We start from the raw sequence: 24,797 nt of genomic DNA, 5'->3' as shown, positions 1-24,797 counted from the left end.
TCCGAGGCGGAAGACCGCCCCCGGCGGAGCGGCCTACCGTCAGGACATGAAGGTGACCGTCATCGGCGCGGGGATCGTCGGCGCGGCATGCGCGCTGGCCTGCGCCCGGCGCGGCCTCGACGTCACCGTCGTCGACCGGGGCGGCCTCGTCGCCGGCACCACCGGCTCCGGCGAGGGCAACATCCTCGTGTCCGACAAGGCACCCGGCCCCGAACTCGACCTCGCCCTCTACAGCAACGAGGTCTGGCGGCGCTGGGAGGACGAGCTGGACGAACGCGTACCCGGCGGGATCGAGCTGGAGCGCAAGGGCGGCCTCATCGTGTCGCGTACTGGTGCGCTGCCCGCGAGCCCGCTCGCCACCGCGTGCGACGCCGCCGAGGTCCGCGAGCTCGAACCGCACCTGTCGCCCGAGATCGTCGCCGGCTCCTTCTTTCCGCAGGACATGCAGGTCCAACCCGCGCGGGCCGCCGTCGCCATGCTCGCCGTCGCGCGCTCGCTCGGTGCCCGCCTCCAGCTGCACACCACCGTTCACCGCGTACGCGACGTGCTGGCTGACACGGGGTCGGACGTGGTCGTCAACTGCACCGGAGCCTGGGCGGCGCAGTTCGGCTCGGCACCGGCCGTGCAACCGCGCCGGGGCTTCATCCTCGTGACCGAACCGCTCCCGCCGCTGATCCGGCACAAGGTGTACAGCGCCGATTACCTGGACAACGTGGCGAGCGGAGACGCCGACCTGCAATCGTCCACCGTGGTCGAAGGTACGCCGGCCGGCCCGGTCCTCATCGGCGCGACGCGGGAACGGGTGGGCTTCGCGCGTACGCCGAACCCGGAAGCGTTGCACCGCTTGGCTTCCGGGGCAGCCGCGTTGTTCCCCTTCCTCGCGGGCGTACGCGTGATGCGGACCTACCACGGCTTCCGCCCGTACGCGCCGGACCACCTGCCGGTCATCGGCCGCGATCCCGACGACGAGCGGCTGTGGCACGCGCACGGGCACGAGGGCGCCGGGATCGGGCTCGCCCCCGGCACCGGAGAGCTGTTGGGGGACCTCTTGACCGGCGTACGCCCGGGTGTCGATCCGAAGCCGTTCGATCCGGGGCGGGCGCGATGAGCGCGATCTTCTGCGGCATCGGCGTCTGCCAGGCGTGCGCTGCGCCCGGCGGCGAGCGGACCTGCCTGCGTGCGGGCGAGCCGGTGCCGGTGCCGGGGGCGGACCTGGTGGTGCTCGGCGCGGGACCGGCCGGACTGGCCGCCGCGCTGGCCGCCGCGGACGCCGGGGTGAGCGTCCTCGTGGTCGATCGCGGCGAGCGGCCCGGCGGCCAGTTCCTGCGCGGCTCGACCCGCAGCCCCCTGGTACGCCGCGCGCTCGCCCACGGCCGGATCGCCTTCCTGCTCGGACACGAGGTGTGGCAGGCGGGTCCGGACCGCTCGCTGAGCGTGGCGCCCGTCGGTTCCGCGGCCGGGACGACCCTGCGGCCGGCGGCGATCGTCGTGGCGACCGGAGCCTACGACCGGGTGGTGCCCTTCCCCGGCTGGGAACTGCCCGGCGTGATCACGGTCGGCGGCGCGCAGGCCCGCTACAAGAGCTTCGGCGAGCTGCCCGGCCGGCGGGTGCTCGTCGCCGGGAGCGGGCCGTTGCTGCTCTCGCTCGGGGTGCTGCTGGGCGACGCGGTGGTGGCCGTGGCGGACGAGGTGGGCCTGCTGCCGTGGCTCCGGCATCTGCCGGCCGTGCTCGGCGCGCCGGCGAAGATCGCCCAGGCGGCCGGCTACCGGTCGCGCCTGCTCCGAAGCCGGGTGCCGGTCTGGAGCGGCTGGCGCCTCGTGTCGGTGTCCGCCGTGGACGGTGGGCTGAAAGCGCTGCTGCGCAAGGGTTCCCGGGAGCGCTCGGTCGAGGTCGACGCGGTCGCGGTCGGCTGGGGGTTCACACCGCAGACGGAGATCGCCGCCGCGCTCGGCTGCACGCTGGGCGTCGACGAGCGGGACGGCAGCGTGATCGTGACGGACCGTCCCGCCGGCGTACACGTGGCCGGGGAGATCACCGGCGTCGGCGGTGCGACCGCGGCCGTGGCCACCGGGACGCTGGCCGGTCTCGCGGCCGCCGCCCACCTCGGCCGGCTGGATTCCCCGACCCATCGGCGCCTGGCCCGGCCGTGGCTGCGGCGGGCGGCCGCGGCGCGTCGGTTTGCCGGCGCGCTGCACGACGTCCACCGGGTACGCCCGGTCGAGCAGGCCGACGAGACCGTCCTGTGCCGCTGCGAGAACGTCACCTACGGCGTGGCCCGCGCGGCGATGGCGCTCGGCGCCGACGACCCCCGCGCCCTCAAGCTGCTCACCCGCGTCGGGATGGGCCGGTGCCAGGGCCGCCTGTGCGGTTCGGCCGCGGCCGGCCTGCTCGGCTGCGACCCCACCCCGTACGCGTACCGGCCCGTCGCGGTGCCCGTACCCCTCCGGCTGCTGCTGGCGGCCGGCCGACCCGAGGAGGACTCATGAGTGCCCGTCCCTGGCACGGCGTACTGGTCGCCGTCGCCACCCCGTTCCGCGAGGACCTGTCGATCGACTTCGACCGACTGCAGGAGCACGTCGCCTGGCTGGCCGCGAACGGCTGCCACGGGATCGTCCCCAACGGGTCGCTCGGCGAGTACCAGACGCTCACCGACGACGAGCGCGCCGACATCGTCACCGCCGTCGTCGAGGCCGCCCCGGCCGGGGTCGCGGTCGTGCCGGGGGTCGGCGCGTACGGCGGGCATCAGGGGCGGCGCTGGGCGGACCAGGCCGCCAAGGCGGGTGCCACCGGCGTCATGTCGCTGCCGCCCAACGCGTACGCGGCTTCACCCGACGAGGTCGTCGCGCACTTCGAGGCCGTCGCGGGGGCCGGGCTGCCGGTGATCGCGTACAACAATCCGTTCGACACGAAGGTCGACCTGACCCCGGAACTGCTGGCCCGGCTGTTCGAGCGGGACCTGATCGTCGGGGTGAAGGAGTTCTCCGGCGACGTACGCCGCCTGCACCGCATCCATGAGCTGGCACCCGGCCTCGACGTGCTGGCCGGGGCGGACGACGTCCTGCTGGAGCTCGTGACGCAGGGCGCGGTCGGCTGGATCGCGGGTTTCCCCAACGCGCTGCCCGAGCAGTCCGTACGCCTCTTCGAGCTGTGCCGCTCGGGCGACCTCGCGCACGCGCTGCCGCTGTACCGGCAGGTGCACGCCGCGTACCGGTGGGATTCGCGGCCGCTGTTCGTGCAGGCGATCAAGCTGGGCATGGAGCTCGCCGGCCGGTACGGCGGACCCTGCCGGCCGCCGCGGCTGCCGCTCACGCCCGAGCTGCACGCGCAGGTGACGGCCGACATGCTCCGGGCCCTCGGAGAAGACCATGTTCAGTAAGCGCGTCTTCGCCGCGGTCGACTCGCACACCGAGGGCATGCCGACTCGGGTGATCACCGGCGGGATCGGGCCGTTCCCCGGCGCCACGATGGCCGAGCGCAGGCTTTACGGCATCAAGGAGCGCGACGACCTGCGCCTGCTGCTGATGCGCGAGCCGCGCGGGCACTCGGCGATGTCCGGCGCGATCCTGCAGCCGCCCACCCGGCCCGACGCCGACTGGGGCGTGCTCTACATCGAGGTCTCCGGCTGGCTGCCGATGTGCGGCCACGGCACCATCGGCGTCGCGACGGTCCTGGTCGAGACCGGCATGGTCGAGGTCACCGAGCCGGTCACCACCATCCGTCTCGACACACCCGCCGGCCTGGTGGTCGCCGCCGTCGAGGTCCGCGACGGCCGCGCGGTCGCCGTGACCCTGCGCAACGTGCCCTCCTTCCTGTACGCGACGGACGTGCCGCTCGCCGTCCCCGGCGTGGGCGACGTCACGGTGGACATCGCGTTCGGCGGCAACTTCTACGCCTTCCTGCCCGCCTCGGCGCTCGGCCTGCCGGTGACCCCGGCCGCCCTGCCGGAGCTGCTCGGCAAGGGGCTGCGGATCATGGACGCGGTCATGGAGCAGGCGCCGCCCCGCCACCCGCTCGACCCGGCGATCGACGACTGCCGGCACGTGATCGCGTACCAGGACGGGACGGACGGCGCCGACGCGAAGGCGGCCACGCTGATCCATCCCGGCTGGGTGGACCGGTCGCCGTGCGGGACCGGGACCAGCGCCCGCATGGCCCAGCTGCACGGACGCGGCCGGCTCGCCCTGGACACCGACTTCGTCAACGAGTCCGTCCTCGGTACGCGTTTCACCGGCCGCCTCGTCGAGGAGACGACGGTGGGAAACCTGTCGGCGGTGGTGCCGACGATCACAGGGCGCGCCTGGATCACGGGGATGGGGCAGTACCTGCTCGACCCGACCGACCCCTTCCCGGCGGGCTTCGCCCTGTGAACCCGGGGCGGTTGAACCCGGGGCGGTGATGCCGGGGCGGTCCGGTGGGAGGATCGGACCGCCCCTTTCCCGCTTCGACGGCCCTCCCGTTTTCGCAGCCCTTCCCGTTTTCGCGGCACGGACCTACCCTGTGCCGGTCAACCATCAATGGGGAGGGAGATCCACTGTGCGGATGGCGGACTGGATCGGATTCACCATGGCCTTGCTCGGCGCCGTCCTGGTGCTGGCCGGCTCCACCCTGATCTTCCTGCACGCGCGCGGGCGTTCAGCCGCGTACGCGCCGGAGGCCGACACGGTCCCGGTCGAGCAGAGCTTCGCCAAGCGCGTGTTCGGCGCCGTGCGTACGCTGCCCGAGGCCGACCGGCTCATCGTCTGGGGTCTCGTGCTGCTGTTCCTCGGCGCGCTCGCGGCCGGCGCGATCCGGTTCGGGTTCGCGTTCGAGCTGGGCACCTTCAACACGAACGTCACCCGGTAAACAACGTTTGCGCAGGTAGGTGGCCACGTGCCGGGGATCGCTGCGGCGAGTCCCGGCACCCCACGCGTTCGGGCGGCGCGTGGGGGATTATTCTGCGTCCGTGGTACGCCCCGCTGATCTTCCCCCGGCTGACGCCGGTCGCACGGGCGCAGAACAACTTCAGCTGGTGAACAGCACAGGAGGCCGCTCGTGACAACCGTCGCACCGAAGCCGATCGCGACCAGGCCCTGGCCGGTCCGTCCGCAGACCAAGGGGTCGGCGTTTTCGCGCATCCTGCGCACGACGGACGCCAAGCAGATCGGGCTCATGTACCTGATCACGTCGTTCGTCTTCTTCATGGTCGGCGGCCTGATGGCCCTGCTCATGCGGGCCGAGCTGGCCCGGCCTGGACTGCAGTTCCTCTCGGCCGAGCAGTACAACCAGCTGTTCACGATGCACGGCACGATCATGCTGCTGTTCTTCGCGACGCCGATCGTGTTCGCCTTCGCCAACTTCATCGTCCCGCTCCAGATCGGCGCGCCGGACGTGAGCTTCCCGCGGCTGAACGCGTTCGCGTACTGGCTCTACCTGTTCGGCGGAACGCTGGCGATGTGCGGCTTCCTCACGCCGGGCGGGGCCGCCGACTTCGGCTGGTTCGCGTACGCGCCGCTGAACGACGCGATCAACTCGCCCGGGCCGGGCGGTGACATGTGGATCGTCGGCCTGGCCATCTCCGGTCTGGGTACGATCCTCGGCGCCGTCAACATGGTCACCACGATCCTGACCCTGCGCGCCCCCGGCATGACGATGTTCCGCATGTCGATCTTCACGTGGAACATCCTCGTGACGTCGCTGCTGGTCCTCATGGTCTTCCCGCTGCTGGCCGCCGCCCTGTTCGCCCTGCTGGCCGACCGCCGCCTCGGCGCGCACGTCTTCGACGCCTCGACCAACGGCCCCATGCTCTGGCAACACCTCTTCTGGTTCTTCGGGCATCCCGAGGTGTACATCGTGGCGTTGCCGTTCTTCGGCATCATCTCCGAGGTCATCCCGGTCTTCAGCCGCAAGCCGATCTTCGGCTACAAGGGCCTGGTGGCCGCGACCCTGATGATCGCCGCGCTGTCGATGAGCGTCTGGGCGCACCATATGTTCGCCACCGGCCAGGTGCTGCTGCCGTTCTTCTCGTTCCTCAGCTTCATGATCGCCGTACCGACGGGCATGAAGTTCTTCAACTGGATCGGGACCATGTGGCGCGGCCAGGTCACCTTCGAGACGCCGATGCTGTTCGCCATCGGCTTCCTGGTGATCTTCCTCTTCGGCGGCCTGTCGGGCGTGCTGCTGGCCAGCCCGCCGATCGACTTCCACGTCTCGGACACGTACTTCGTCGTGGCGCACTTCCACTACGTGCTCTTCGGCACCATCGTGTTCGCCGTGTACTCGGGCGTCTATTTCTGGTTCCCGAAGATGTTCGGCCGGATGCTGGACGACCGCCTGGGCAAGGTGCACTTCTGGCTGACCTTCGTCGGCTTCAACTGGACCTTCCTGGTCCAGCACTGGCTGGGCGCGGAGGGCATGCCCCGCCGGTACGCCGACTACCTTGCCTCGGACGGCTTCACGGGCCTGAACACGTTCTCGACGATCGGCTCGTTCATCCTCGGCCTGTCCACGCTGCCGTTCCTCTACAACGTGTGGAAGTCCTACCGGGTCGGCGAGCTGGTCACGGTCAACGACCCGTGGGGCTACGGCAACTCGCTGGAGTGGGCGACGAGCTGCCCGCCGCCGCTGCGCAACTTCGACACGATGCCGCGCATCCGCTCCGAGCGGCCCGCGTTCGACCTGAAGTACCCGAACCTCGCGGTCGACACCAGCCCGGCCCCCAAGGCCGTCGAAGGTGCTTCCTCGCACTGATCCACCTGTACGCGAAAGGCCGCCCCGGTTCTCCGGGGCGGCCTTTCGCTTGGGTCCTACGTTTCCTGGGGGCTACGCGGCCACCGGCTCCAGTTCCGGCTCGGCCGCCGGCAGCGCGGCGGCGCCGGACCGCCGGTACCACGGCAGCACCACGAGTACGCCGATCCCGGCGACCAGTCCGACGGCCGCGAACGCCCACGCCGGGCCGGCCTGGTCCACCACGAAGCCCGCGAACGGTGCCCCGAGGCTGACGCCGGCGGTCATCGCCGAGCCGAGCAGGCCGAGCGCCTCCCCGCGCGAAGCGGCCGGCACCAGCCGGGACAGCGTCTCGTTGCCGGAGGTGATGCTCGGCGCGCACAGCAGCCCGGTCGGGATCAGGACCAGGCAGAGGACCAGCCAGTTCGACGCGAGGCCGACCGGGACCGTCAGCAGGCCCATGACGCCCACGAGGGTCAGCGAGGACACCGGCTTGCGCATCGCGCCGTAGATCAGGGCGCCGACCAGCGAGTAGACGCACCACAGGGCGATCACCAGGCCGGTCCAGCCGGTGGCGCCGGCTTCGCGCAGCGTACTGACCACGGACAGTTCGGTGCCGCTGAGAATGAAGGTCATGAACACAGCGGTCGCCAGCACGGCCAGCACCGGGCCGCGGAACCACTCGCGCCGCGGCGGAGCCTGCTCGGCCGTGCCCTCGTGATCGGCGCGCATCGGCGGGTTGATCACGAAGACGCCGATCGCCCCGGCGACGATCGCCGCACCCAGCACCCGCAGGCTCAGACCGCTGTCCAGGGTGGTGGCCATGGCGACCGCCACCGCCGGCCCGACCATGAAGGACAGCTCGGTACCCATCGAGTCCAGGGCGAACGCCGGTCGCCGCTGGTCGTCGGGGACCAGCGCCGACACCGACTGCCGGACCAGACCGAAGATCGGCACGGCGAACAGCCCGGCGAACGCCGCGACCACGAGCAGGCCGGCGTATCCGACTTCGGGCGCGATCGCGTACACGAGGATCTGGGCGACACCGGTGATCGCCACGGCCGGACGCGCGCCGTGGCGGTCGAGCACCCGCCCGAGCAGCGGCGACGACACGGCCGCGGCGATCGTGTAGACGGTGGTGACGATGCCGGCCTGGGCGTAGCTGCGGTGCAGCGCGTTGACTGTGTGCAGGGTGAAGCTGATGCCGACGGCGGTCATCGGGATGCGGGCGACGAGCCCCAGCAGCAGGATCGCGCGTACGCCGGGAAGGCGGAGAACGTGTCGGTAAGGTGCGAGGCTCATAGTGGGCCTATCATGCCCGGCCCCTGTGACACGGCGGAAGGTGATTACCATCGCGGTATGGGCCGAGCGCTGATCATCGTGGACGTGCAGAACGACTTCTGTGAGGGCGGTTCGCTGACGGTGACCGGGGGCGCCGCGGTCGCCCGGGACGTGTCGGCGGCACTCGCCGCCGGCGGCCGCTGGGAGCACGTCGTGGCGACCAAGGACTACCACGTCGATCCGGGAATCCACTTCCAGGAATGGCCGGTGCACTGCGTGGCCGGCACCTTCGGCGCGGAGTTCCACCCGGAACTGGAGACCGAGCGGGTCGAGGCGATCTTCCTCAAGGGCGCGCAGGCGGCGGCGTACTCGGGGTTCGAGGGGGTCAGCAGCGGCATCGGGCTCGCCGCCTGGCTACGCGTGCACGACGTGACGGCCGTGGACGTCGTCGGGATCGCCACCGACTACTGCGTCAAGGCGACCGCGCTCGACGCCGCCCGGGAAGGCTTCGACACGACCGTCCTGCTGGACCTGACGGCCGCCGTCGCCCCGGAAACCCGCACCGCAGCCCTGGACGAACTCCGCACCGCCGGCGTGACGATCTCCTGACCTTCGCGCCCCGCCCTGCGTCGGGCTGCCCCATGATCCGGTTTGGATCAGGGTTTCGCACGTAATCATGGGCCATGATTCGGGTGATTTCCCTGATCCAAACCGGATCTTGGGGCGCTCGTGGGCAAGCCTTGCGGGGTCGGGGTCAGATGTAGGTGACCGGGATCGCGGGATCGCCGGCGGACAGCTTCAGCCCCTCCCACGGGATGGAGACGAGGTTCTGCCGCAGGTGCTCCCGTGCGTCCTGCAGATCCGGCAGCTCCGGCACCGTCTTGCCGGCGCGTACCAGGGGGATCTGCAGCCGCCGGTCGTTCGGCTGCGCCACCGGCTCGCCCTTCGACGAGATGATCTCCTCGGTCGCCGTGCCGGTCGGCTTGTGCCGGCGTACGGCGGTCTTGCGGCCGCCCACCGTCGCCTTGTTCTCCGACCGTTTCACGACCGGCCGCCCGTCCACCTCGACCAGCTTGTAGACCAGGCCGGCCGTGGGCGCCCCGGAACCGACCACGACCGCCGTACCCGCGCCGTAGATGTCGACCGGCTCGGCGGCCAGGGCGGCGATCGCGTACTCATCGAGGTCACCGGAGACGATGATCTTCACGTCCTCCGCGCCCAGCTCGTTCAGCTGCTCGCGGGACTGGGCGGCCAGCACCGACAGATCCCCGGAGTCGATCCGGATCGCGCGCAGCGACGGCCCCGCGACCTCGACCGCGTTGCGGATGCCCTGCGCGATGTCGTACGTGTCCACCAACAGGGTGGTCTCGGTGCCGAGCGCGTCCACCTGCGAGGCGAACGCCGTCTTCTCGTCGTCGTGCAAGAGCGTGAACGCGTGCGCCGCCGTTCCCGCCGTGGGTACGCCGTACCGCAGCCCCGCGGCCAGGTTGGAGGTCGACGCGAACCCGGCCAGGTACGCCGACCGGGCCGCCGCCACGGCCGCCTCCTCGTGCGTACGCCGGGAGCCCATCTCGATGATCGGACGGCCGCGGGCCGCCGTCACCATCCGGGCCGCCGCGGCCGCGATCGCGCAGTCGTGGTTCAGCACGCTCAGGATGACGGTCTCGAGCACGACACACTCGGCGAAAGTGCCCGACACGGTCAGGATCGGGGAGCCGGGGAAGAAGAGTTCGCCTTCGGCGTACCCGTCGATGTCACCGGAGAAGGTGTAATCGGCGAGCCAGGCGGCCGTCTGGTCGTCGATGACCCGGCGCTCGCGGAGGAAGGCGATCTCGAGCGGGTCGAACCGGAACCGGGTGATCAGTTCGAGCAGGCGGCCCGTGCCGGCGACGACGCCGTAACGCCGGCCGTGCGGCAGCCTTCGCCCGAACGCCTCGAACACGCACGGGCGGTCCGCGGTGCCGTCCCGCAGGGCGGCAGTGATCATGGTCAGTTCGTACTGATCAGTGAGGAGAGCTGGTGATCCGTGCACGCTCACAGCGTACGGGGAGAACTCGTCCGCCCGGCGGCCATCATCGGGACGGTGAGTTTGCCGGATCGCGTGGCAGGATGGGGGGCATGACCACACCCCAGATCCTGCCGGTGGAGCGGCCGGAGACTGCTGACGAGCCGGCATCAGCCCGGCCGTGGGTCACGATCGTTCACGACGATCCTGTCAATCTGATGACATATGTCGTATTCGTCTTTCAAAAGCTGTTCGGCTTCAGTCGCGAGACGGCCGAGACGCTGATGATGGACGTGCACACCAAGGGTCGCGCGGTCGTGTCAAGTGGAGCCCGGGAGCGCATGGAGTACGACGCGGCCCGCTTGCATACGTACGGCCTCTGGGCGACGGTAGACAAGCAGTGAGCCTGTTCCGCCGAGAGGGCGAGGAGTGCGTCGCCTCGCTCTCGCTCGAAGAGGTGCGCGTGCTGCGCAAGGTGGCGTCCGAGGTCGTCGGCCTGCTCACCGAGGGGTTCGATCACGACGACCCGGTCGTCCTGCGGCTGTTCCCCTCGGTCTACCCGACCGACCCGGTCGAGGCCGCCGAGTTCCGCCGCTTCACGGAGGGCGACCTCAAGACCGGCAAGATCGACCAAGCCGGTGCGGTCCTGGCCGCTCTGCCCCCCGAGGACGAGGCCGACCCGGCCGGCACGGAGATCCGCCTGGACTCCGAATCCGCCGAAGCCTGGCTGCGCGCCATCAACGACGTCCGCCTGGCCATGGGCGTACGGCTGGACGTCAACGAGGAGACGGACCTCGACGAGGAGCTGGACGCGGAACTCAACCGCGACCTGAGTTCGGCGCGAAGCTTCCAGCTCAGCGTCTACGCGTACCTCGGCTACCTCCAGGAAAGCCTTCTCGACGCCATCATGCGCTGAACTCTTCCAAGATCTTTTTAGGCCCGAGCCTTTGTCGCGACTGTCCGACTTGTGTGCCGGGGTGGTGGGCGATTGTCCGGCTTGCCCCCGAGGTGCTCGACGATCTTGCGCGAATGCCCCGAATTTCGTCCGGTGTACCCGGAATGCCCGAACATTCGTGCAAGATCGTCGAGCGTCGGGAGGATCGGGGTCCCCATCCGGGCCTGGCCGGTCTGGGCTTTGTCGCGACTGTCCGTTGTGGCCGGCTCGACGGATCGGCTGGGCGGCTGGGTGGTGATCGTTCGCGGTGGGGATGTAGTTTTCGATCCCGTCCCTCGATCCAGTACGGCTGGGATGTAGGTAAAGGCCGACTTCTTGCATCCCCACCGCTGTAGATCTTGGGCGAGGGGTGCGCTTTGACATCTCGGTCGCTGTGGATCGCGTCTAAGCAGTCCCGCCGACGGCCAACGTCCGGGATGCGGGAACGATCTTCCGCCGGGTGGGCGCCGGGTGCTGATTTCTTGATCGATTGCGGCTGAGGTGTAAATCCAGCCCGATCTGCATGATCGATGACGCGTCAGGTGCAGCAGAAGCCGCTCAACGCGCTCCAGAACCGTAATCGATCATGCGTCGGGTGACGGTTCCATGCCACGGCCGTCAACGATCACCCCGCGGTCGACGATCTTGCGCGAATGTTTGGGCATTCCGGGTACACCGGACGAAATTCGGGGCACTCGCGCAAGATCGTCGAACATCTCAGGTACGAGTCGGACAGTCGCGACAAAGGCCGGGGTGAAGGGTGAAACGGTGACCGGAGATCTTGAACTACCCAGACGTTGATTCCCGGGCGGCCTGTGAGGTACGTGACCTACTCGTCGGCCGGTTCGCCCCGATAGGCTTTTGTCGTGCTGACCATCTCTCGGGCGATCCTGGACGCGATCGTCTCGCATGCCCGTCGGGATCACCCGGACGAGGCCTGCGGCGTGGTCACCGGGCCGGCCGGCTCGGACACGCCGACCCGGCACATCCCGATGGACAACGTCGAGCGCTCGCAGACCTTCTACCGGTTCGACCCGGCGGAGCAGTTGCGGGTGTGGCGGGAGATGGACGATCGCGACGAGGAGCCGGTGGTGATCTACCACTCGCACACCGCGACGGAGGCGTACCCGTCCCGGACCGATGTCTCGTTCGCGGGGGAGCCGGGTGCGCACTACCTTCTCGTCTCGACACGTGAACAGGATGTGACCGAGGTCCGCTCGTTCCGTATCCTGGACGGCGTGGTGACTGAGGAGCCGGTGAAGCTCGTGGGCGTACCCGCCGACGGGGACGCTGTGCAGTCCTACATGTTCGGCCAGAGCCCGGTGGCGGTCGACTACGAGTGTCGTTGACGGACCTTTGTTCGTTCGTCGCTCGTCCCCGCCCACCGTTGACCGCTCACCCGAACCGACCCTGGAGTCTTGATCATGGCTATCGAAGTTCGCATCCCGACCATTCTGCGTACGTACACCGCCGGCGCGAAGACCGTCGACGGCTCCGGTGACACCCTCGCCGACCTGCTGACCGACCTCGACGGCCGGCACTCGGGCCTGCGCGGGCGGCTCATCACGCAGGAGGGCGCGCTGCACAAGTTCGTCAACGTCTACGTCAACGACGAGGACGTGCGCTTCCTCGGGTCGCTGGACGCCAAGCTGAACGACGGCGACACCGTGACGATCCTTCCCGCCGTCGCCGGCGGCGCCCTGGGGCTGCTCGCCGCCGCGGCGATGCTCGGCCGCTAGATCTTCTGCCGCGCCGGTCCCGGGTTCGGGGCCGGCGCGGCTCGTCTTCGCGTACGCGTTCGCGGGAAGGACAGCCGACCATGCGCTACGAATCGCTTCTGGACGCCTGCGGCGACACCCCGATCGTCGGGCTGCCCCGGTTGTCGCCGAGCCCGACCGTGCGGTTGTGGGCGAAGCTGGAGGACCGCAATCCGACCGGCAGTGTGAAGGACCGGGCGGCGCTGTACATGGTCCGGGCCGCCGAGGCGGACGGCACGCTCCGGCCGGGCGCGACGATCCTCGAACCGACCAGCGGCAACACCGGCATCGCGCTGGCCATGGTCGCCAAGCTGCGCGGGTACCGGCTGGTCTGCGTGATGCCCGAGAACGTGTCGGCGGAGCGCGTACAGATGCTGCGGATGTACGGCGCGGAGATCATCTTCTCGCCGGCGGCCGGCGGCTCGAACCAGGCGGTCGCGACGGCGAAGCAGATCTCCGCCGAGCACCCCGACTGGGTGATGCTGTTCCAGTACGGCAATCTGGCCAACGCCCGCGCGCACTACGAGACGACCGGCCCGGAGCTGCTGCGCGACCTGCCCACGGTCACGCATTTCGTGGCCGGCCTGGGCACCACCGGCACGCTCATGGGCACCGGCCGCTACCTGCGCGAGAAGAACCCCGACATCCAGATCATCGCGGCGGAGCCGCGCTACGGCGAGCTCGTCTACGGGCTGCGCAACATCGACGAGGGCTACGTTCCCGAGCTCTACGACGCCTCCGTGCTCACCCGGCGCTTCTCCGTCGGTACGCGGGACGCCGTTCTGCGTACGCGGCAGCTGGTCGAGGTCGAGGGGTTGTTCGTCGGTTTCTCGACCGGGGCCGTCTTCCATGCCGCCCTGGCCGTCGCGCACGAGGCCGCGAAGGCGGGCCGGACGGCGGACGTGGCGTTCCTGGTCGCCGACGGCGGCTGGAAGTACCTGTCGACGGGCGCCTATGGCGGCACGCTGGCCGATGCCGAGGAAGCGCTCGAAGGACAGCTCTGGGCCTAGGGCCCCGGAGGGTCAGAACTGGCCGGCGACGAGGACGAGGTTCGCCAGCAGCAGGGTGGTCGACACGGCCAGCAGCTGCCACGGCAGCCACTTGTGATGGATCGTCGCGAACGACAGCCCGGCGCTGACGGTTCCGGCCGCGCCGAGGACCACGATCGTCGGCACGACCCAGTCCGCGCCCGGCGAGTGCAGCAGCGCGAAGAGCGTACGCAACGCGATCACCAGCCCGAGCATGGCGATCGCGGCCGCCCAGGCGCACACGACGACGAGGCGGCCGCTGTGCGGCGCCGGATCGTCCTCCTCCGGCAGCCGCAGGGCGCGCATCGGATTGCGTACACCGGATTCCCGGGCGGAACGCTCGACGGGCAGCGCGCCGATGGTGAAAGCGGGCGGGTCCGCTTGTGCGATGGGTGTTTCGAGGCTCGTCTCCACGCATGATCCAACGGCGGCCGATTGTGATGCGTAACGCGTGGCAGCCGAGTTGTCCCTGGTCAGGGTGTCGCTTTGACGACATGTTGGAACAGACCTTACTGAGGTCGAGCGTGCGCGGCGTAGGCTCCGAGCCGTGACGGACACACCGATCGGGATCTTCGACTCGGGAGTCGGTGGCCTGACGGTAGCCCGGGCGATTCTGGATCAACTACCGCATGAGCGCCTCCTCTACCTGGGCGACACCGCCCACGTGCCGTACGGCCCGAAGCCGCTGGCGGAGATCCGCCGCTACGCGCTCGCGTGCCTGGACGAGCTGGCCGCTCAGAACGTCAAGTTGCTCGTGATCGCCTGCAACACGGCGGTCGCCGCGTGCCTGGCGGACGTGCGGGAGCGCTACGACTTCCCGGTCGTCGAGGTGATTCGTCCGGCCGTCCGCCGGGCGGCGGCAGCGACCCGCAACGGCCGGATCGGCGTCATCGGTACGCGGGCGACGATCGCCAGCCGGGCCTACGAGGACGCGTTCGTCGCGGCCCCGCATCTGACGGTGACCAGCGTGGCGTGCCCGCAGTTCGTCGACTTCGTGGAACGGGGCATCACGTCGGGCCGCGCCCTGCTCGGCCTGGCGAGCGCGTATCTGGAACCCTTACAGGCGGCCGGCGTCGACACCCTCGTCCTCGGCTGCACGCACTATCCGCTGCTGTCCGGCGTCCTGAGCCTCGTGATGGGCGAGGAGGTGACGCTGGTGTCCAGTGCGGAGGAGACCGCGAAGGACGTCTACCGCGTCCTCGTCGAGCGGGACCTGCTCCGGCCGGACGAGGCGCCGCCCCCGCGTCACGAGCTGCGGGTCACCGGCGACGATGAGCCCTTTCAGCGGCTCGCACGACGCTTCCTCGGCGATTTCCCCGCGGCGACCGGGGGCGATGCTATGAAGGCGATGCTATGAGACTTACGGTATTGGGCTGCGCGGGCAGCTTCCCGGGTCCCGAGTCGGCCTGCTCGGCGTACCTGGTCGAGGCCGACGGGTTCCGCCTGCTGCTCGATTTCGGCTCGGGCTCGCTGTCCGCGCTGCAGCGCTACGCCGGCCTGAAGGCCGTCGACGCCATCGTCCTCAGCCATCTGCACTGCGATCACATGATGGACGCGTGCACCTATGTGGTCGTCCGGCGTTACGCGCCCGACGGCCCGTATCCGCCGCTTCCCGTGTACGCCCCGTCCGGCGCGCCCGAGCGGCTGTCGGCGGCGTACAGCGCCGAGGAGGGGCCGCTGGACGACGTGTACACGTTCTACGGACTACAGCCCGGCAGCTTCCCCATCGGACCGTTCACCGTGACGGTCGACCGCGTGAACCATCCCGTGGAGACCTACGGCGTCCGGCTGGAACACGACGGCCGCGTGCTCGCGTACTCGGGGGACACCGCGGTCTGCGACGCGCTGCTGCGGCTGGCCCAGGGCGCGGACCTGTTCCTGTGCGAGGCCAGCTACCTCGACGGCGTGGACAACCCGCCGGACCTGCACCTGACCGGGCGCGAGGCGGGCGAGGTGGCCACCAAGGCGGGCGTGGGCCGGCTGCTGCTGACACATCTGGTGACCGCCTGGGGCAGCGAGGTCGAGACGCTGGAGAACGCGATGAGCACCTTCCAGGGGCCGGTGGAGATCGCCCGACCGGGTGCGCGGTACGAAGTCTGACCCGGCTTGTAGGGTTTACGCCATGAGCCGACCCGATGGCCGCGCCGCGGACGCCCTGCGCCCGGTGACCTTGACCCGCAATTGGAGCATGCATCCCGAGGGCTCCGTGCTCGTGGAGTTCGGCAACACGCGGGTGCTGTGCACCGCCAGCGTGACCGAGGGAGTGCCGCGCTGGCGCAAAGGCAGCGGCCTCGGCTGGGTCACCAGCGAATACGCGATGCTGCCCCGGGCCACGACGACCCGCTCGGACCGCGAGAGCGTCAAGGGCAAGATCGGCGGCCGGACGCACGAGATCTCCCGGCTCATCGGCCGCAGCCTGCGGGCCTGTATCGAGCTGAAGGCGCTGGGCGAGAACTCGATCGTCATCGACTGCGACGTGCTGCAGGCCGACGGGGGTACGCGTACCGCCGCGATCACCGGGTCCTATGTGGCCCTGTATGACGCCGTCCGCTGGCTGGCCGCCAAGAACGCGCTGGCCAAGAAGCAGACGGTCGAGTCCACACTGCACCGGTCGGTGGCGGCGGTCAGCGTCGGCATCGTCAAGGGCGAGGCGCGGCTGGACCTCTGCTACGAGGAGGACGTCTCGGCCGAGGTGGACATGAACATCGTCTGCACGGGTACCGGGGACTTCGTCGAGGTCCAGGGCACCGGCGAGGACGGCGTGTTCGACCGCAAGCAGCTCAACGCGCTGCTGGATCTGGGCGTCGCGGGGTGCGCCCAGCTGGCCGAGGCGCAGCGGGCGGCGCTCGAACTGCCCTCGCTCTCCCCGACCAGCCTGCTCGCCAAGTTCGGGGGAGACGTACGCCGATGAAGCTCCTGCTCGCCACGCGCAACGCCAAGAAGCTCGACGAGCTGCGCCGGATCCTGGCCGCGTCGCCGCAACTGATCTCAGTGGAACTCGTCGGCCTCGACGACGTCCCCGAGTACGACGAGGTGCCGGAGTCCGGCCTGACGTTCGCCGAGAACGCCCTGATCAAGGCACGGGAAGGCGTACGCCACACGGGGCTGGCCACGGTCGCCGACGACTCGGGCATCGCCGTCGACGCGCTCAACGGCATGCCGGGCGTGTTCAGCGCGCGTTGGTCGGGCCGGTTCGGTGCGGCCGCCCCGCAGGGCAAGGACGTCGCCAACCTGGAGCTGCTGCTCGATCAGGTCAACGATGTGGCCGACGAGAAGCGGGGCGCGCAGTTCGTGTGCGCGGCCGCGTTCGTCCTGCCGCCCGCGGCCGGCAAGACCGATCTGCGCGAGCACCTGGTCAACGGCACGATGAAGGGCAAGCTGCTGCGTAAGCCGCGCGGCGAGGGCGGGTTCGGCTACGACCCGATCTTCATGGCCGAGGGGCAGACCCGCTCCACCGCCGAGATGTCGGCGGAGGAGAAGGACGCGATCAGCCACCGGGGCCAGGCCTTCCGCGCCCTCGCGGCGGTCATCGCGAAGAACCTGCCGCAGACCTGAGCCCGGCCCGGTTCTTCCGGTTGCCGAGCCACACCAGGAACGCGATCAGGCACACCACGAAGATCGCGATCGCCGCGCACACCTTCAGCACGTGCGCGTACCCCTGCCCGCGCGGGTCGACGAACGGGTAGGGGTACCAGTCCGCGATCGGTCCCCTGACCATCGTGTACGCGAGCCAGCCGATCGGGTACGCCGTCCACCACAGCGCGCGCGTGAACGGCAGGAACCGGGCGACCGGCACGAGAACCCAGTCGAGCACCATGACGACCGGGATGATCTTGTGGAGGACGTCGTTGACCCAGGGCAGGCTGAGGCCGACGGCGATGTCCGACAGCAGCAGGGCGAACACGATCCCCGTCGTGGCCATGTAGGTCGTGGCCGCGCCGCGGAAGGCGTCGAACCGGTCCCCGCGTACGCCGATCGCGCCGGCGGCGAGCACCGCGCACGCGATCAGGTTGCTCTGGATCGTGAAGAAGCTGAAGAAGTTGACGACGCTGGCCGTCCGGCTCAGCTGGGTGAGGACCGCCGCCAGGATCGCGAGGGCCGCCGCCGCGCGATACAATCGGACAAAAAGCGCCATACGCGCATTATGGCCTGTCCTGCCCTCCCCAAGATCCCGTTTGGATCAGGGAAATCACCCGAATCTTGGCCCAAGATTACGTGCGAAACCCTGATCCAAACGGGATCTTGGAGGGGTGCGGTGTCGTGGCGCAGGGCCTGTCAGTGGAGCGGGCCGATGTGGGTGGTGATCTCGTCGAGGAGGGCCCGGCCGGCGATCACCGAACGGGCCGACTCCATCACCGGCGCCATGAACACGTCCGGCCCCGGCTGCCCGGCGAACAGGCCGACCATCGCGACCGCGGCCTGCCCGGCCGGCGACGGGACGAGCGGCGTACGCAGCTGGAGTCCGCGTACGGCGGCGAGGAGCTCGACGGCCAGCACGGACGTGAGATTGTCCAGCACGGTACGCAGCTTCTTCGTGGCCGACCAGCCCATCGAGACGTGGTCCTCCTGCATGCCCGAGGTGGGGATGGAGTCGACCGAGGCGGGCGCGGCCAGCCGCCGGTTCTCGGCGACGATCCCGGCCGCGGTGTACTGGGCGATCATGAGGCCGGAGTTGACCCCCGCGTCCGGGGTGAGGAACGGCGGCAGGTCGCGCGAGCGGCACACGTCCAGCAGCCGGTCGACCCGGCGCTCGGAGATCGCGCCCACCTCGGCGGCGGCGATGGCGAGGAAGTCGGCCGCGAAGCCGAGCGGCGCGCCGTGGAAGTTGCCGGTCGACTCCACCCGGCCGTCGGGCAGGACGACGGGGTTGTCCGCGACGCTGACCAGCTCGCGGGCCGCGACGGTACGCGCGAACTCCAGCGTGTCCCGGGCGGCCCCGGCCACCTGTGGAGCGCACCGCATGGAGTACGCGTCCTGGACGGCGTGCACCAGGTCGTCCCGGTGTGAGTCCATGATGGACGAATTCTGCAGCAGTCTGTGCAGGTTGGCGGCGCTGCGGCCCTGACCGGGATGCGGCCGGATCTCGTGGATCGAAGGGTGGAACGGCCGGTCGGTGCCGAGCATCGCCTCGATCGACAGCGCGGCGGTCACGTCCGCCATGGTCAGCAGGTGCCCGAAGTCCTCGACCGCCATGAGCAGCATGCCGAGCATGCCGTCGGTGCCGTTGATGAGGGCCAGGCCCTCCTTGCTGGACAGCTCGATCGGGCTGAGGCCGGCGGCGTGCAGCACGTCGGCGGCGGCCTGGCGGCTGCCGTCCTTGCCGAGCACCCAGCCCTCGCCGAGCAGCACGAGCGCGCAGTGCGCCAGCGGCGCCAGGTCGCCGGACGCGCCGAGCGAGCCGTGCTCCGGCACCCACGGCGTGATGTCGTGGTTGAGCAGGTCCACCAGCGCCTGCGCCACCAGCGGGCGTACGCCGGACCGGCCCAGGGCCAGCGAACGGACCCGCAGCACGATCATCGCCCGGACGACCTCGCGAGGCATCGGCGCACCGACGCCGGCCGCGTGCGAGCGGATGAGCGCGTGCTGCAGTTCGGCCCGCCGCTCCGGCGCGATGAACGTGTTGGCGAGCGCGCCGAAGCCCGTGGACACGCCGTAGACCGGCCGCCCCTCACGCTCGATCCCGTCGACGATCGCCCGGCTGGCGGCCATCGCCGCCACGGCGTCGCCGCCCAGGAACACCTGCGCGTCGCGGCGCGCCACGGCGAGGACGTCCGCGGGGGCGAGGCCCTCCGCGCTGACGGTGACGGTCATCCGACCCACACTCCCTTATGGAGAACCTTGTGAACCAGGGGTACGCCCGGCCGGTAGGCCAGGTGCAGGCTCGACGGTGCGTCGAGGAGAACGAGATCGGCGTACGCGCCGACGCCGAGATGGCCGACGTCGGACCGGCGCAGCGCCCGGGCCCCGCCGGCGGTGGCCGACCAGAGGGCCTCGGCGGGCGTCATGCGCATCTCGCGTACGGCGAGCGCGAGGCAGAACGCCATCGAGGACGTATAGGAGGAACCGGGATTGCAGTCGGTGGCCAGCGCGACCGTGGCCCCGGCGTCGATCAGCCGCCGGGCGTCCGGGTACGGCGACCGGGTGCTGAATTCGGCCCCCGGCAGCAGCGTCGCGACCGTACGCGATCCCGCCAGCATCTCGACGTCCTTGTCGGACAGGTGTGTGCAGTGGTCGGCGCTGGCCGCGTCCAGGGCGACGGCCAGGCCCACGGCGCCGGACTCGGTCAGCTGGTTCGCGTGGATCCGCGGCAGCAGATCCGCCGCCATCCCGGCGCGCAGGATGACCTCGGCCTCGTCGACGTCGAACGCGCCCCGCTCGCAGAAGACGTCGATCCAGGTGGCGTGCGGGGCGCAGCTCTCGGTCATCGCACCGGCGACGAGGCGTACGTAGTCGTCACGGTCGACGTCCGGCGGGACCACGTGCGCTCCGAGGAACGTGGTCTCCTCGGTGAACCCGCTCGCGATACGCAGTGAGCGCGTCTCGTCCGGCACGTTCAGCCCGTAGCCGCTCTTGATCTCCAGGGTGGTCGTGCCCTGGCGGCGCATCTCGGTGACGAGGCGGTCGACGTTGGCGGTCAGCTCCTCGTCGGTGGCCGCCCGGGTCGCCGCCATGGTGGTCCTGATGCCCCCGCCCGTGTACGCCTGCCCGGCCATCCGCGCCGCGAACTCGGCCGCGCGGTCGCCGGCGAAGACGAGGTGGGCGTGGCTGTCGACGAATCCCGGCACCACCGCCCGGCCCTCCGCGTCGAAGACCTCGTCCGTGCACTGCGGCCGCGAGGCCGGGCCGACCCACTGGACGCGGTCGGTCACGAGGATCGCGGCGTCGCGCAGGACGCCGTCCTCCGCGTGGGTGGTCAGCTCGCCGATGTTGGTGATCAGAAGGGAGCGCATGTCGTCACCGGCCTTCCCGGAGTCAGAAGAGCGCGCATATCGCCTCGCTCAGCTCCCGTGCGACGTCGATCCGCGTGTGCCGGCCGTCCGCCACGACCACGTCGCCGTCCACCACGACGTGCCGGACGTCGGCCGCCGACGCGGCCATGAGCACGCCGGCCGGGTCGATCCCGGCCGTGCGTACGGTGTCCAGGGCGACGGTCACCAGGTCGGCGCGCTGCCCGGCGGCCAGCGTCCCGGCGTCGGGCCAGCCGAGCGACAGGTGCCCCTCGGCGGTCGCCGCCCGCAGCAGCTCGGCCGGCTCGAACTGGCCGCGCTCCTGGCGTACGAGGCGTTCGTGCAGCTCGACGGCTCTGGTCTCCTCGATGAGATCGATGACCGCGTGCGAATCGCTGCCGAGCGTCAGCCATGCGCCGGCGTCGGCGAGCGCCCGGGCCGGCCCGATGCCGTCGCCCAGATCCCGTTCCGTGGTCGGGCAGAAGCACGCGTACGAGCCGCGGAGCAGGTCGATGTCGCGCGGCGTCAGATGGGTCGCGTGCACCGCCGTGAAGTGCCCGCCCAGCACGCCGTGCCGGTCGAGCAGTTCGGTCGGCGTACAGCCGTGGGCCTGCAGGCACGCGTAGTTCTCGGCGACCTGCTCCGACACGTGCGCGTGCACCGGCAGCCCGCTGGTCGCCTCCGCGAACTCGCCGAACGCGTCGGCCGGGACGGCGCGTACCGAGTGCAGGGCGGCACCGATCCGGCCGTGCGCCGGCGCCTTCAGGTCGCCGAAGCGCTCGTACCAGTTGTCGAAGGTGCCGTCGCCGAACCGCAGCTGCGTGCCGGCGAGCGGGTCACCATCCACAGTGGCCTGCAAGTAGAGCGTGTCCAGCAATGTGATCCGCACGCCGGCCTCGCCCGCCGCCGCGAGCAGCGCCTCGCCCATCGCGTTCGGGTCGGCGTACCGGACGCCGTCGGGGGCGTGGTGCAGGTAGTGGAACTCGCCCACGCACGTCACCCCGGCCAGCGCCATCTCCGCGAACACCGCGCGCGCCAGCCGGTGGTAGCTCTCCGGGTTCAGCTTCGCCGCGGCCGCGTACATCTGGTCGCGCCAGGTCCAGAAACTGCCCTTTCCCGGCGTACGCCCGCGCAGCACCCGGTGGAACGCATGCGAGTGGGCGTTGGCCAGGCCCGGCAGGGTGAGCCCCGGCAGGTGCCTGATGTGGTCGTCGACCCAGCCCGCCTGCTCGGCCCTCGTGATCCGGCCGTCCTCGATGGCGATGAGCACGTCGCGGGCGACTCCCGACGGCAGCCAGGCGTACTCGCACAGGTAATGAGTCAGCATGCGAGGTCCTCCAGGACGTCGGCGAGGGCGCGTACGCCCTCGATGCAGTCGTCGTCGGAGGCGGTCTCTGCGGGGGAGTGCGAGACGCCGCTGGGATTGCGGACGAACAGCATCGCCGTCGGGACGTGGGCGCTCAGCACCCCGGCGTCGTGCCCGGCCCCCGTCGCCAGCACCGGTACGCCACCCAGCCGCTCCGCGATCCGGTCGCGCAGCGCGACGTCGAAAGCCGTCTCACCACTGAGCGATTCCGGGGTCAGCTGGACTCGCGTACCATCGCGGGTTGCTCTTTCGGAGGCGCGGGCGGTGACGGCGGCGACCAGATCGTCCACAACGGACGCGTCCGCGGCGCGGGCGTCGAGCCAGGCGCTGACGCGGGCCGGAATGGCGTTGGTGGCGTTGGGTTCGACGCTGACGCGGCCGATGGTGGCGTGGGCGCCGCGCAGGCGGGCCTCCTTGTTCGCGGCGAGCACGGTGTACGCGAAGGTCAGCATCGGGTCGTGCCGGTCGGACATGAGCGTGGTGCCGGCGTGGTTGCCCTCGCCGGCGAAGTCGATCCGCCAGCGGCCGTGCGGCCAGATGGCGCTGGCCACGCCGACGGGGACGGTCAGCGCGCGGCCCTGCTCGATGTGCAGCTCCACAAAGGACGAGATCCGGGCGAGGAGGTCGGGCCGGTGCCCCTTCGGTACGCCGCCCGCCGCCTCCGCCAGCGTCACGCCGTCGCGGTCGCGCAGGGCGGCCGCGGCCTCGGGGGCGACCGCGCCGGTGAGCAGCCGGGAGCCGAGGCAGGCGAGCCCGAACCGGGAGCCCTCCTCCTCGGCGAAGACCGCCACGCCGACCGGTCGCGCCGGGCGTACGCCGCGGGCCCGCAGTTCGTCCACGGCCAGCAGGGCGCTGACGATCCCGAGCGGGCCGTCGTACGCCCCGCCGTGCGGGACGGAGTCGAAATGGCTGCCGGTCAGCACGCCGGGCTCGGCGGACGGGTTCCACCAGGCGAAGAGGTTGCCGTTCCCGTCCTCCTCGACGGCGAGGTCTCTTTGCCCGGCCTGGGCCCGGAACCACGTGCGCAGGGCGAGTTCGGGCTCGGTCCAGGCGTACCGGAGATAGCCGGTCGGCTCCTTCCCGATCGCGGCGATCTCGTCCCACAGCGCTCTGAACTCCATCAGCCCTCCCGCATCGGGATGCGGACGTCCTTCTCCTCGGCGACCGTCTCGGCGAGGTCGTAGCCCGCGTCGACGTGCCGGATCACGCCCATCCCCGGGTCGTTGGTGAGGACGCGCTCGATCTTCTGGCCGGCGAGCGGCGTACCGTCGGCGACGCAGACCTGGCCGGCGTGGATCGAGCGGCCGATGCCGACGCCGCCACCGTGGTGGATGCTCACCCAGGACGCGCCGCTGGCCGTATTGACCAGGGCGTTCAGCAGCGGCCAGTCGGCGATCGCGTCCGAACCGTCCAACATGGACTCGGTCTCCCGGTAGGGCGACGCGACGCTGCCGCAGTCGAGGTGATCGCGGCCGATGACCAGGGGGGCCTTCAGGGTCCCGTCGGCGACCATCTCGTTGAAACGTACGCCGGCCTTGTCCCGCTCGCCGTAGCCCAGCCAGCAGATGCGCGCCGGAAGTCCCTGGAAAGCGACCCTTTCGCCGGCCAGCTCGATCCAGCGGCGCAGCGACTCGTTCTCCGGGAAAAGGTCGAGGATCGCGCGGTCGGTGGCGGCGATGTCGGCCGGGTCGCCGGACAGGGCCGCCCAGCGGAACGGACCCTTGCCCTCGCAGAACAACGGCCGGATGTACGCCGGCACGAACCCCGGGAACGCGAACGCGCGCTCGAAACCGCCGAGCTTGGCCTCGCCCCGGATGGAGTTGCCGTAGTCGAACACCTCGGCACCCGCGTCCTGGAAGCCGACCATGGCCTCGACGTGCCTGGCCATGCTCGCCCTTGCCCGGTCGGTGAACTCCTCGGGCTTCTTCGCCGCGTAGTCCGGCGCGTCGCCGAGGTCGATCCCCTCGGGCAGGTAGGACAGCGGGTCGTGGGCGCTCGTCTGGTCGGTGACGATGTCGATCTCGACGCCTCGGCGGAGCAGTTCGGGGAAGACGGTCGCCGCGTTGCCGACGACGCCGACCGACAGCGGCCGCCGCTCCCGCTTGGCCTTCTGCACTCTTTCCACCGCGTCGTCGAGGTCGTCGGCGATCTCGTCGAGGTATCGGGTCTCGGCGCGCCTGCGCAGGCTGTGCTGATTGACGTCCACGATCAGGCAGACGCCGCCGTTCATCGTCACGGCGAGGGGCTGGGCGCCACCCATGCCGCCGCAGCCCGCGGTCAGCGTCAACGTTCCGGCCAGCGTGTTGCCGAACCGCTTGGCGGCGACCGCGGCGAACGTCTCGTACGTGCCCTGCAGAATGCCCTGCGTCCCGATGTAGATCCAGGAACCGGCCGTCATCTGGCCGTACATCGTCAGGCCCAGCTTCTCCAGCCGGCGGAACTCCGGCCAGGTCGCCCAGTCGCCCACGAGATTCGAGTTGGCGAGCAGGACGCGCGGGGCCCACTCGTGCGTACGGAACACGCCGACGGGGCGGCCCGACTGCACGAGCATCGTCTCGTCGTCCTGGAGCGTGTCGAGCGTACGCACGAGGGCGTGGAAGCTGGGCCAGTCCCGGGCCGCCTTGCCGGTGCCGCCGTAGACGACGAGATCGGCCGGGTTCTCGGCCACCTCGGGGTCGAGGTTGTTCATGAGCATCCGCTTGGCGGCTTCCTGCCCCCATCCCGGCGCGGTACGCGTCGCCCCGCGGGCGGCCCGGACGATCTCGGTCATCCCCAA

General features: G+C 70.7%; 25 protein-coding genes. 16 read left to right on the top strand and 9 right to left on the bottom strand.

What is annotated here, in order from left to right; all coding sequences use genetic code 11:
- Positions 1 to 46 precede the first annotated feature (46 nt).
- The 6 genes from G401_RS0120680 (at position 47) to ctaD (ending at position 6,727) form a co-directional block, all read left to right on the top strand.
- A complete protein-coding gene (locus tag G401_RS0120680; protein ID WP_027343999.1) occupies positions 47 to 1,108 on the top strand; it encodes an NAD(P)/FAD-dependent oxidoreductase in 1,062 nt (353 codons plus the stop codon).
- Positions 1,105 to 2,487, top strand: a complete 1,383-nt coding sequence (locus tag G401_RS0120675; protein ID WP_051366917.1) for an FAD/NAD(P)-dependent oxidoreductase — start codon at positions 1,105 to 1,107, stop codon at positions 2,485 to 2,487. The genes G401_RS0120680 and G401_RS0120675 overlap by 4 nt, the downstream gene beginning before the upstream one ends.
- Positions 2,484 to 3,377 (top strand): dihydrodipicolinate synthase family protein, encoded by an 894-nt coding sequence (locus G401_RS0120670; RefSeq protein ID WP_027343997.1) that lies wholly within the window; start codon positions 2,484 to 2,486, stop codon positions 3,375 to 3,377. Before G401_RS0120675 ends, G401_RS0120670 begins: the two co-directional genes overlap by 4 nt.
- Positions 3,367 to 4,368, top strand: coding sequence for a proline racemase family protein (locus tag G401_RS0120665; protein ID WP_027343996.1), 1,002 nt, complete (start codon positions 3,367 to 3,369; stop codon positions 4,366 to 4,368). The genes G401_RS0120670 and G401_RS0120665 overlap by 11 nt, the downstream gene beginning before the upstream one ends.
- Positions 4,369 to 4,540: 172 nt before the next feature.
- Complete coding sequence (locus G401_RS0120660) at positions 4,541 to 4,843, top strand: hypothetical protein (protein ID WP_027343995.1); 303 nt, start codon at positions 4,541 to 4,543, stop codon at positions 4,841 to 4,843.
- Positions 4,844 to 5,032: 189 nt separating this feature from the next.
- Positions 5,033 to 6,727: an aa3-type cytochrome oxidase subunit I gene (gene ctaD / locus G401_RS0120655; RefSeq protein ID WP_027343994.1), complete on the top strand. Its 1,695-nt coding sequence runs from the start codon at positions 5,033 to 5,035 to the stop codon at positions 6,725 to 6,727.
- A 72-nt stretch (positions 6,728 to 6,799) separates the two neighbouring features.
- Here the strand turns inward: ctaD and G401_RS0120650 are convergent, their stop codons facing one another.
- On the bottom strand, positions 6,800 to 8,005 hold the full coding sequence (locus G401_RS0120650; protein WP_027343993.1) for an MFS transporter: 1,206 nt from the start codon (positions 8,003 to 8,005) through the stop codon (positions 6,800 to 6,802).
- A gap of 57 nt (positions 8,006 to 8,062) precedes the next feature.
- Between G401_RS0120650 and G401_RS0120645 the strand changes: the two genes are divergently transcribed.
- Complete coding sequence (locus G401_RS0120645) at positions 8,063 to 8,593, top strand: isochorismatase family protein (protein ID WP_027343992.1); 531 nt, start codon at positions 8,063 to 8,065, stop codon at positions 8,591 to 8,593.
- A gap of 145 nt (positions 8,594 to 8,738) precedes the next feature.
- On the opposite strand, the gene G401_RS0120640 is transcribed toward G401_RS0120645, so the two are convergent.
- Positions 8,739 to 10,016, bottom strand: a complete 1,278-nt coding sequence (locus G401_RS0120640; protein WP_407636895.1) for a nicotinate phosphoribosyltransferase — start codon at positions 10,014 to 10,016, stop codon at positions 8,739 to 8,741.
- Between the two features lie 86 nt (positions 10,017 to 10,102).
- On the opposite strand from G401_RS0120640, the gene clpS reads away from it, so the two are divergent.
- The 5 genes from clpS (at position 10,103) to G401_RS0120615 (ending at position 13,690) form a co-directional block, all read left to right on the top strand.
- Entirely contained in the window at positions 10,103 to 10,393 is a 291-nt protein-coding gene (gene clpS, locus G401_RS0120635) for an ATP-dependent Clp protease adapter ClpS (protein WP_027344009.1), read from the top strand.
- Complete coding sequence (locus G401_RS0120630; RefSeq protein ID WP_027343990.1) at positions 10,369 to 10,905, top strand: DUF2017 family protein; 537 nt, start codon at positions 10,369 to 10,371, stop codon at positions 10,903 to 10,905. Before clpS ends, G401_RS0120630 begins: the two co-directional genes overlap by 25 nt.
- Before the next feature lie 884 nt (positions 10,906 to 11,789).
- Entirely contained in the window at positions 11,790 to 12,272 is a 483-nt protein-coding gene (locus G401_RS0120625; RefSeq protein WP_027343989.1) for a Mov34/MPN/PAD-1 family protein, read from the top strand.
- A 75-nt stretch (positions 12,273 to 12,347) separates the two neighbouring features.
- A complete protein-coding gene (locus G401_RS0120620; RefSeq protein ID WP_027343988.1) occupies positions 12,348 to 12,662 on the top strand; it encodes a MoaD/ThiS family protein in 315 nt (104 codons plus the stop codon).
- An 80-nt stretch (positions 12,663 to 12,742) separates the two neighbouring features.
- Positions 12,743 to 13,690: a PLP-dependent cysteine synthase family protein gene (locus G401_RS0120615; RefSeq protein WP_027343987.1), complete on the top strand. Its 948-nt coding sequence runs from the start codon at positions 12,743 to 12,745 to the stop codon at positions 13,688 to 13,690.
- Between the two features lie 12 nt (positions 13,691 to 13,702).
- On the opposite strand, the gene G401_RS0120610 is transcribed toward G401_RS0120615, so the two are convergent.
- Entirely contained in the window at positions 13,703 to 14,122 is a 420-nt protein-coding gene (locus tag G401_RS0120610; RefSeq protein WP_027343986.1) for a hypothetical protein, read from the bottom strand.
- Between the two features lie 133 nt (positions 14,123 to 14,255).
- Here G401_RS0120610 and murI point away from each other — a divergent pair, with 133 nt between their 5' ends.
- The 4 genes from murI to rdgB are packed head-to-tail and all read left to right on the top strand — an operon-like array spanning position 14,256 to position 17,263.
- On the top strand, positions 14,256 to 15,065 hold the full coding sequence (murI, locus tag G401_RS47160; protein ID WP_034592370.1) for a glutamate racemase: 810 nt from the start codon (positions 14,256 to 14,258) through the stop codon (positions 15,063 to 15,065).
- The gene (locus G401_RS0120600) at positions 15,062 to 15,808 is read left to right on the top strand and encodes an MBL fold metallo-hydrolase (protein WP_027343985.1); all 747 of its coding nucleotides are present in this window, start codon (positions 15,062 to 15,064) and stop codon (positions 15,806 to 15,808) included. The genes murI and G401_RS0120600 overlap by 4 nt, the downstream gene beginning before the upstream one ends.
- 22 nt (positions 15,809 to 15,830) lie before the next feature.
- The gene (gene rph, locus G401_RS0120595; protein WP_027343984.1) at positions 15,831 to 16,619 is read left to right on the top strand and encodes a ribonuclease PH; all 789 of its coding nucleotides are present in this window, start codon (positions 15,831 to 15,833) and stop codon (positions 16,617 to 16,619) included.
- A complete protein-coding gene (gene rdgB, locus G401_RS0120590; protein WP_027343983.1) occupies positions 16,616 to 17,263 on the top strand; it encodes an RdgB/HAM1 family non-canonical purine NTP pyrophosphatase in 648 nt (215 codons plus the stop codon). Before rph ends, rdgB begins: the two co-directional genes overlap by 4 nt.
- Here rdgB and G401_RS47155 read toward each other — a convergent pair.
- From G401_RS47155 to hutU, 6 genes are all read right to left on the bottom strand, one after another.
- On the bottom strand, positions 17,235 to 17,843 hold the full coding sequence (locus G401_RS47155) for a Pr6Pr family membrane protein (protein WP_064741810.1): 609 nt from the start codon (positions 17,841 to 17,843) through the stop codon (positions 17,235 to 17,237). The two genes, rdgB and G401_RS47155, sit on opposite strands and share 29 nt — an antisense overlap.
- A 140-nt stretch (positions 17,844 to 17,983) precedes the next feature.
- A complete protein-coding gene (hutH, locus tag G401_RS0120580) occupies positions 17,984 to 19,519 on the bottom strand; it encodes a histidine ammonia-lyase (RefSeq protein WP_027343982.1) in 1,536 nt (511 codons plus the stop codon).
- Positions 19,516 to 20,658, bottom strand: a complete 1,143-nt coding sequence (gene hutI, locus G401_RS0120575) for an imidazolonepropionase (RefSeq protein ID WP_027343981.1) — start codon at positions 20,656 to 20,658, stop codon at positions 19,516 to 19,518. The genes hutH and hutI overlap by 4 nt, the downstream gene beginning before the upstream one ends.
- A gap of 22 nt (positions 20,659 to 20,680) precedes the next feature.
- Positions 20,681 to 21,979 carry a formimidoylglutamate deiminase gene (locus G401_RS0120570; protein ID WP_027343980.1) on the bottom strand — a complete coding sequence of 433 codons (1,299 nt, stop codon included), beginning with the start codon at positions 21,977 to 21,979 and terminating at the stop codon, positions 20,681 to 20,683.
- Positions 21,976 to 23,142, bottom strand: coding sequence for an allantoate amidohydrolase (locus tag G401_RS0120565; protein ID WP_051366915.1), 1,167 nt, complete (start codon positions 23,140 to 23,142; stop codon positions 21,976 to 21,978). Before G401_RS0120565 ends, G401_RS0120570 begins: the two co-directional genes overlap by 4 nt.
- Positions 23,142 to 24,791, bottom strand: coding sequence for a urocanate hydratase (hutU, locus tag G401_RS0120560; protein ID WP_027343979.1), 1,650 nt, complete (start codon positions 24,789 to 24,791; stop codon positions 23,142 to 23,144). Before hutU ends, G401_RS0120565 begins: the two co-directional genes overlap by 1 nt.
- Positions 24,792 to 24,797 lie beyond the last annotated feature (6 nt).

Source organism: Hamadaea tsunoensis DSM 44101, assembly GCF_000428945.1.
Taxonomy (GTDB): Bacteria; Actinomycetota; Actinomycetes; order Mycobacteriales; family Micromonosporaceae; genus Hamadaea; species Hamadaea tsunoensis.
Note: the sequence above shows the minus strand (reverse complement) of the source record. Positions and strands in the feature narration are given on the sequence as shown.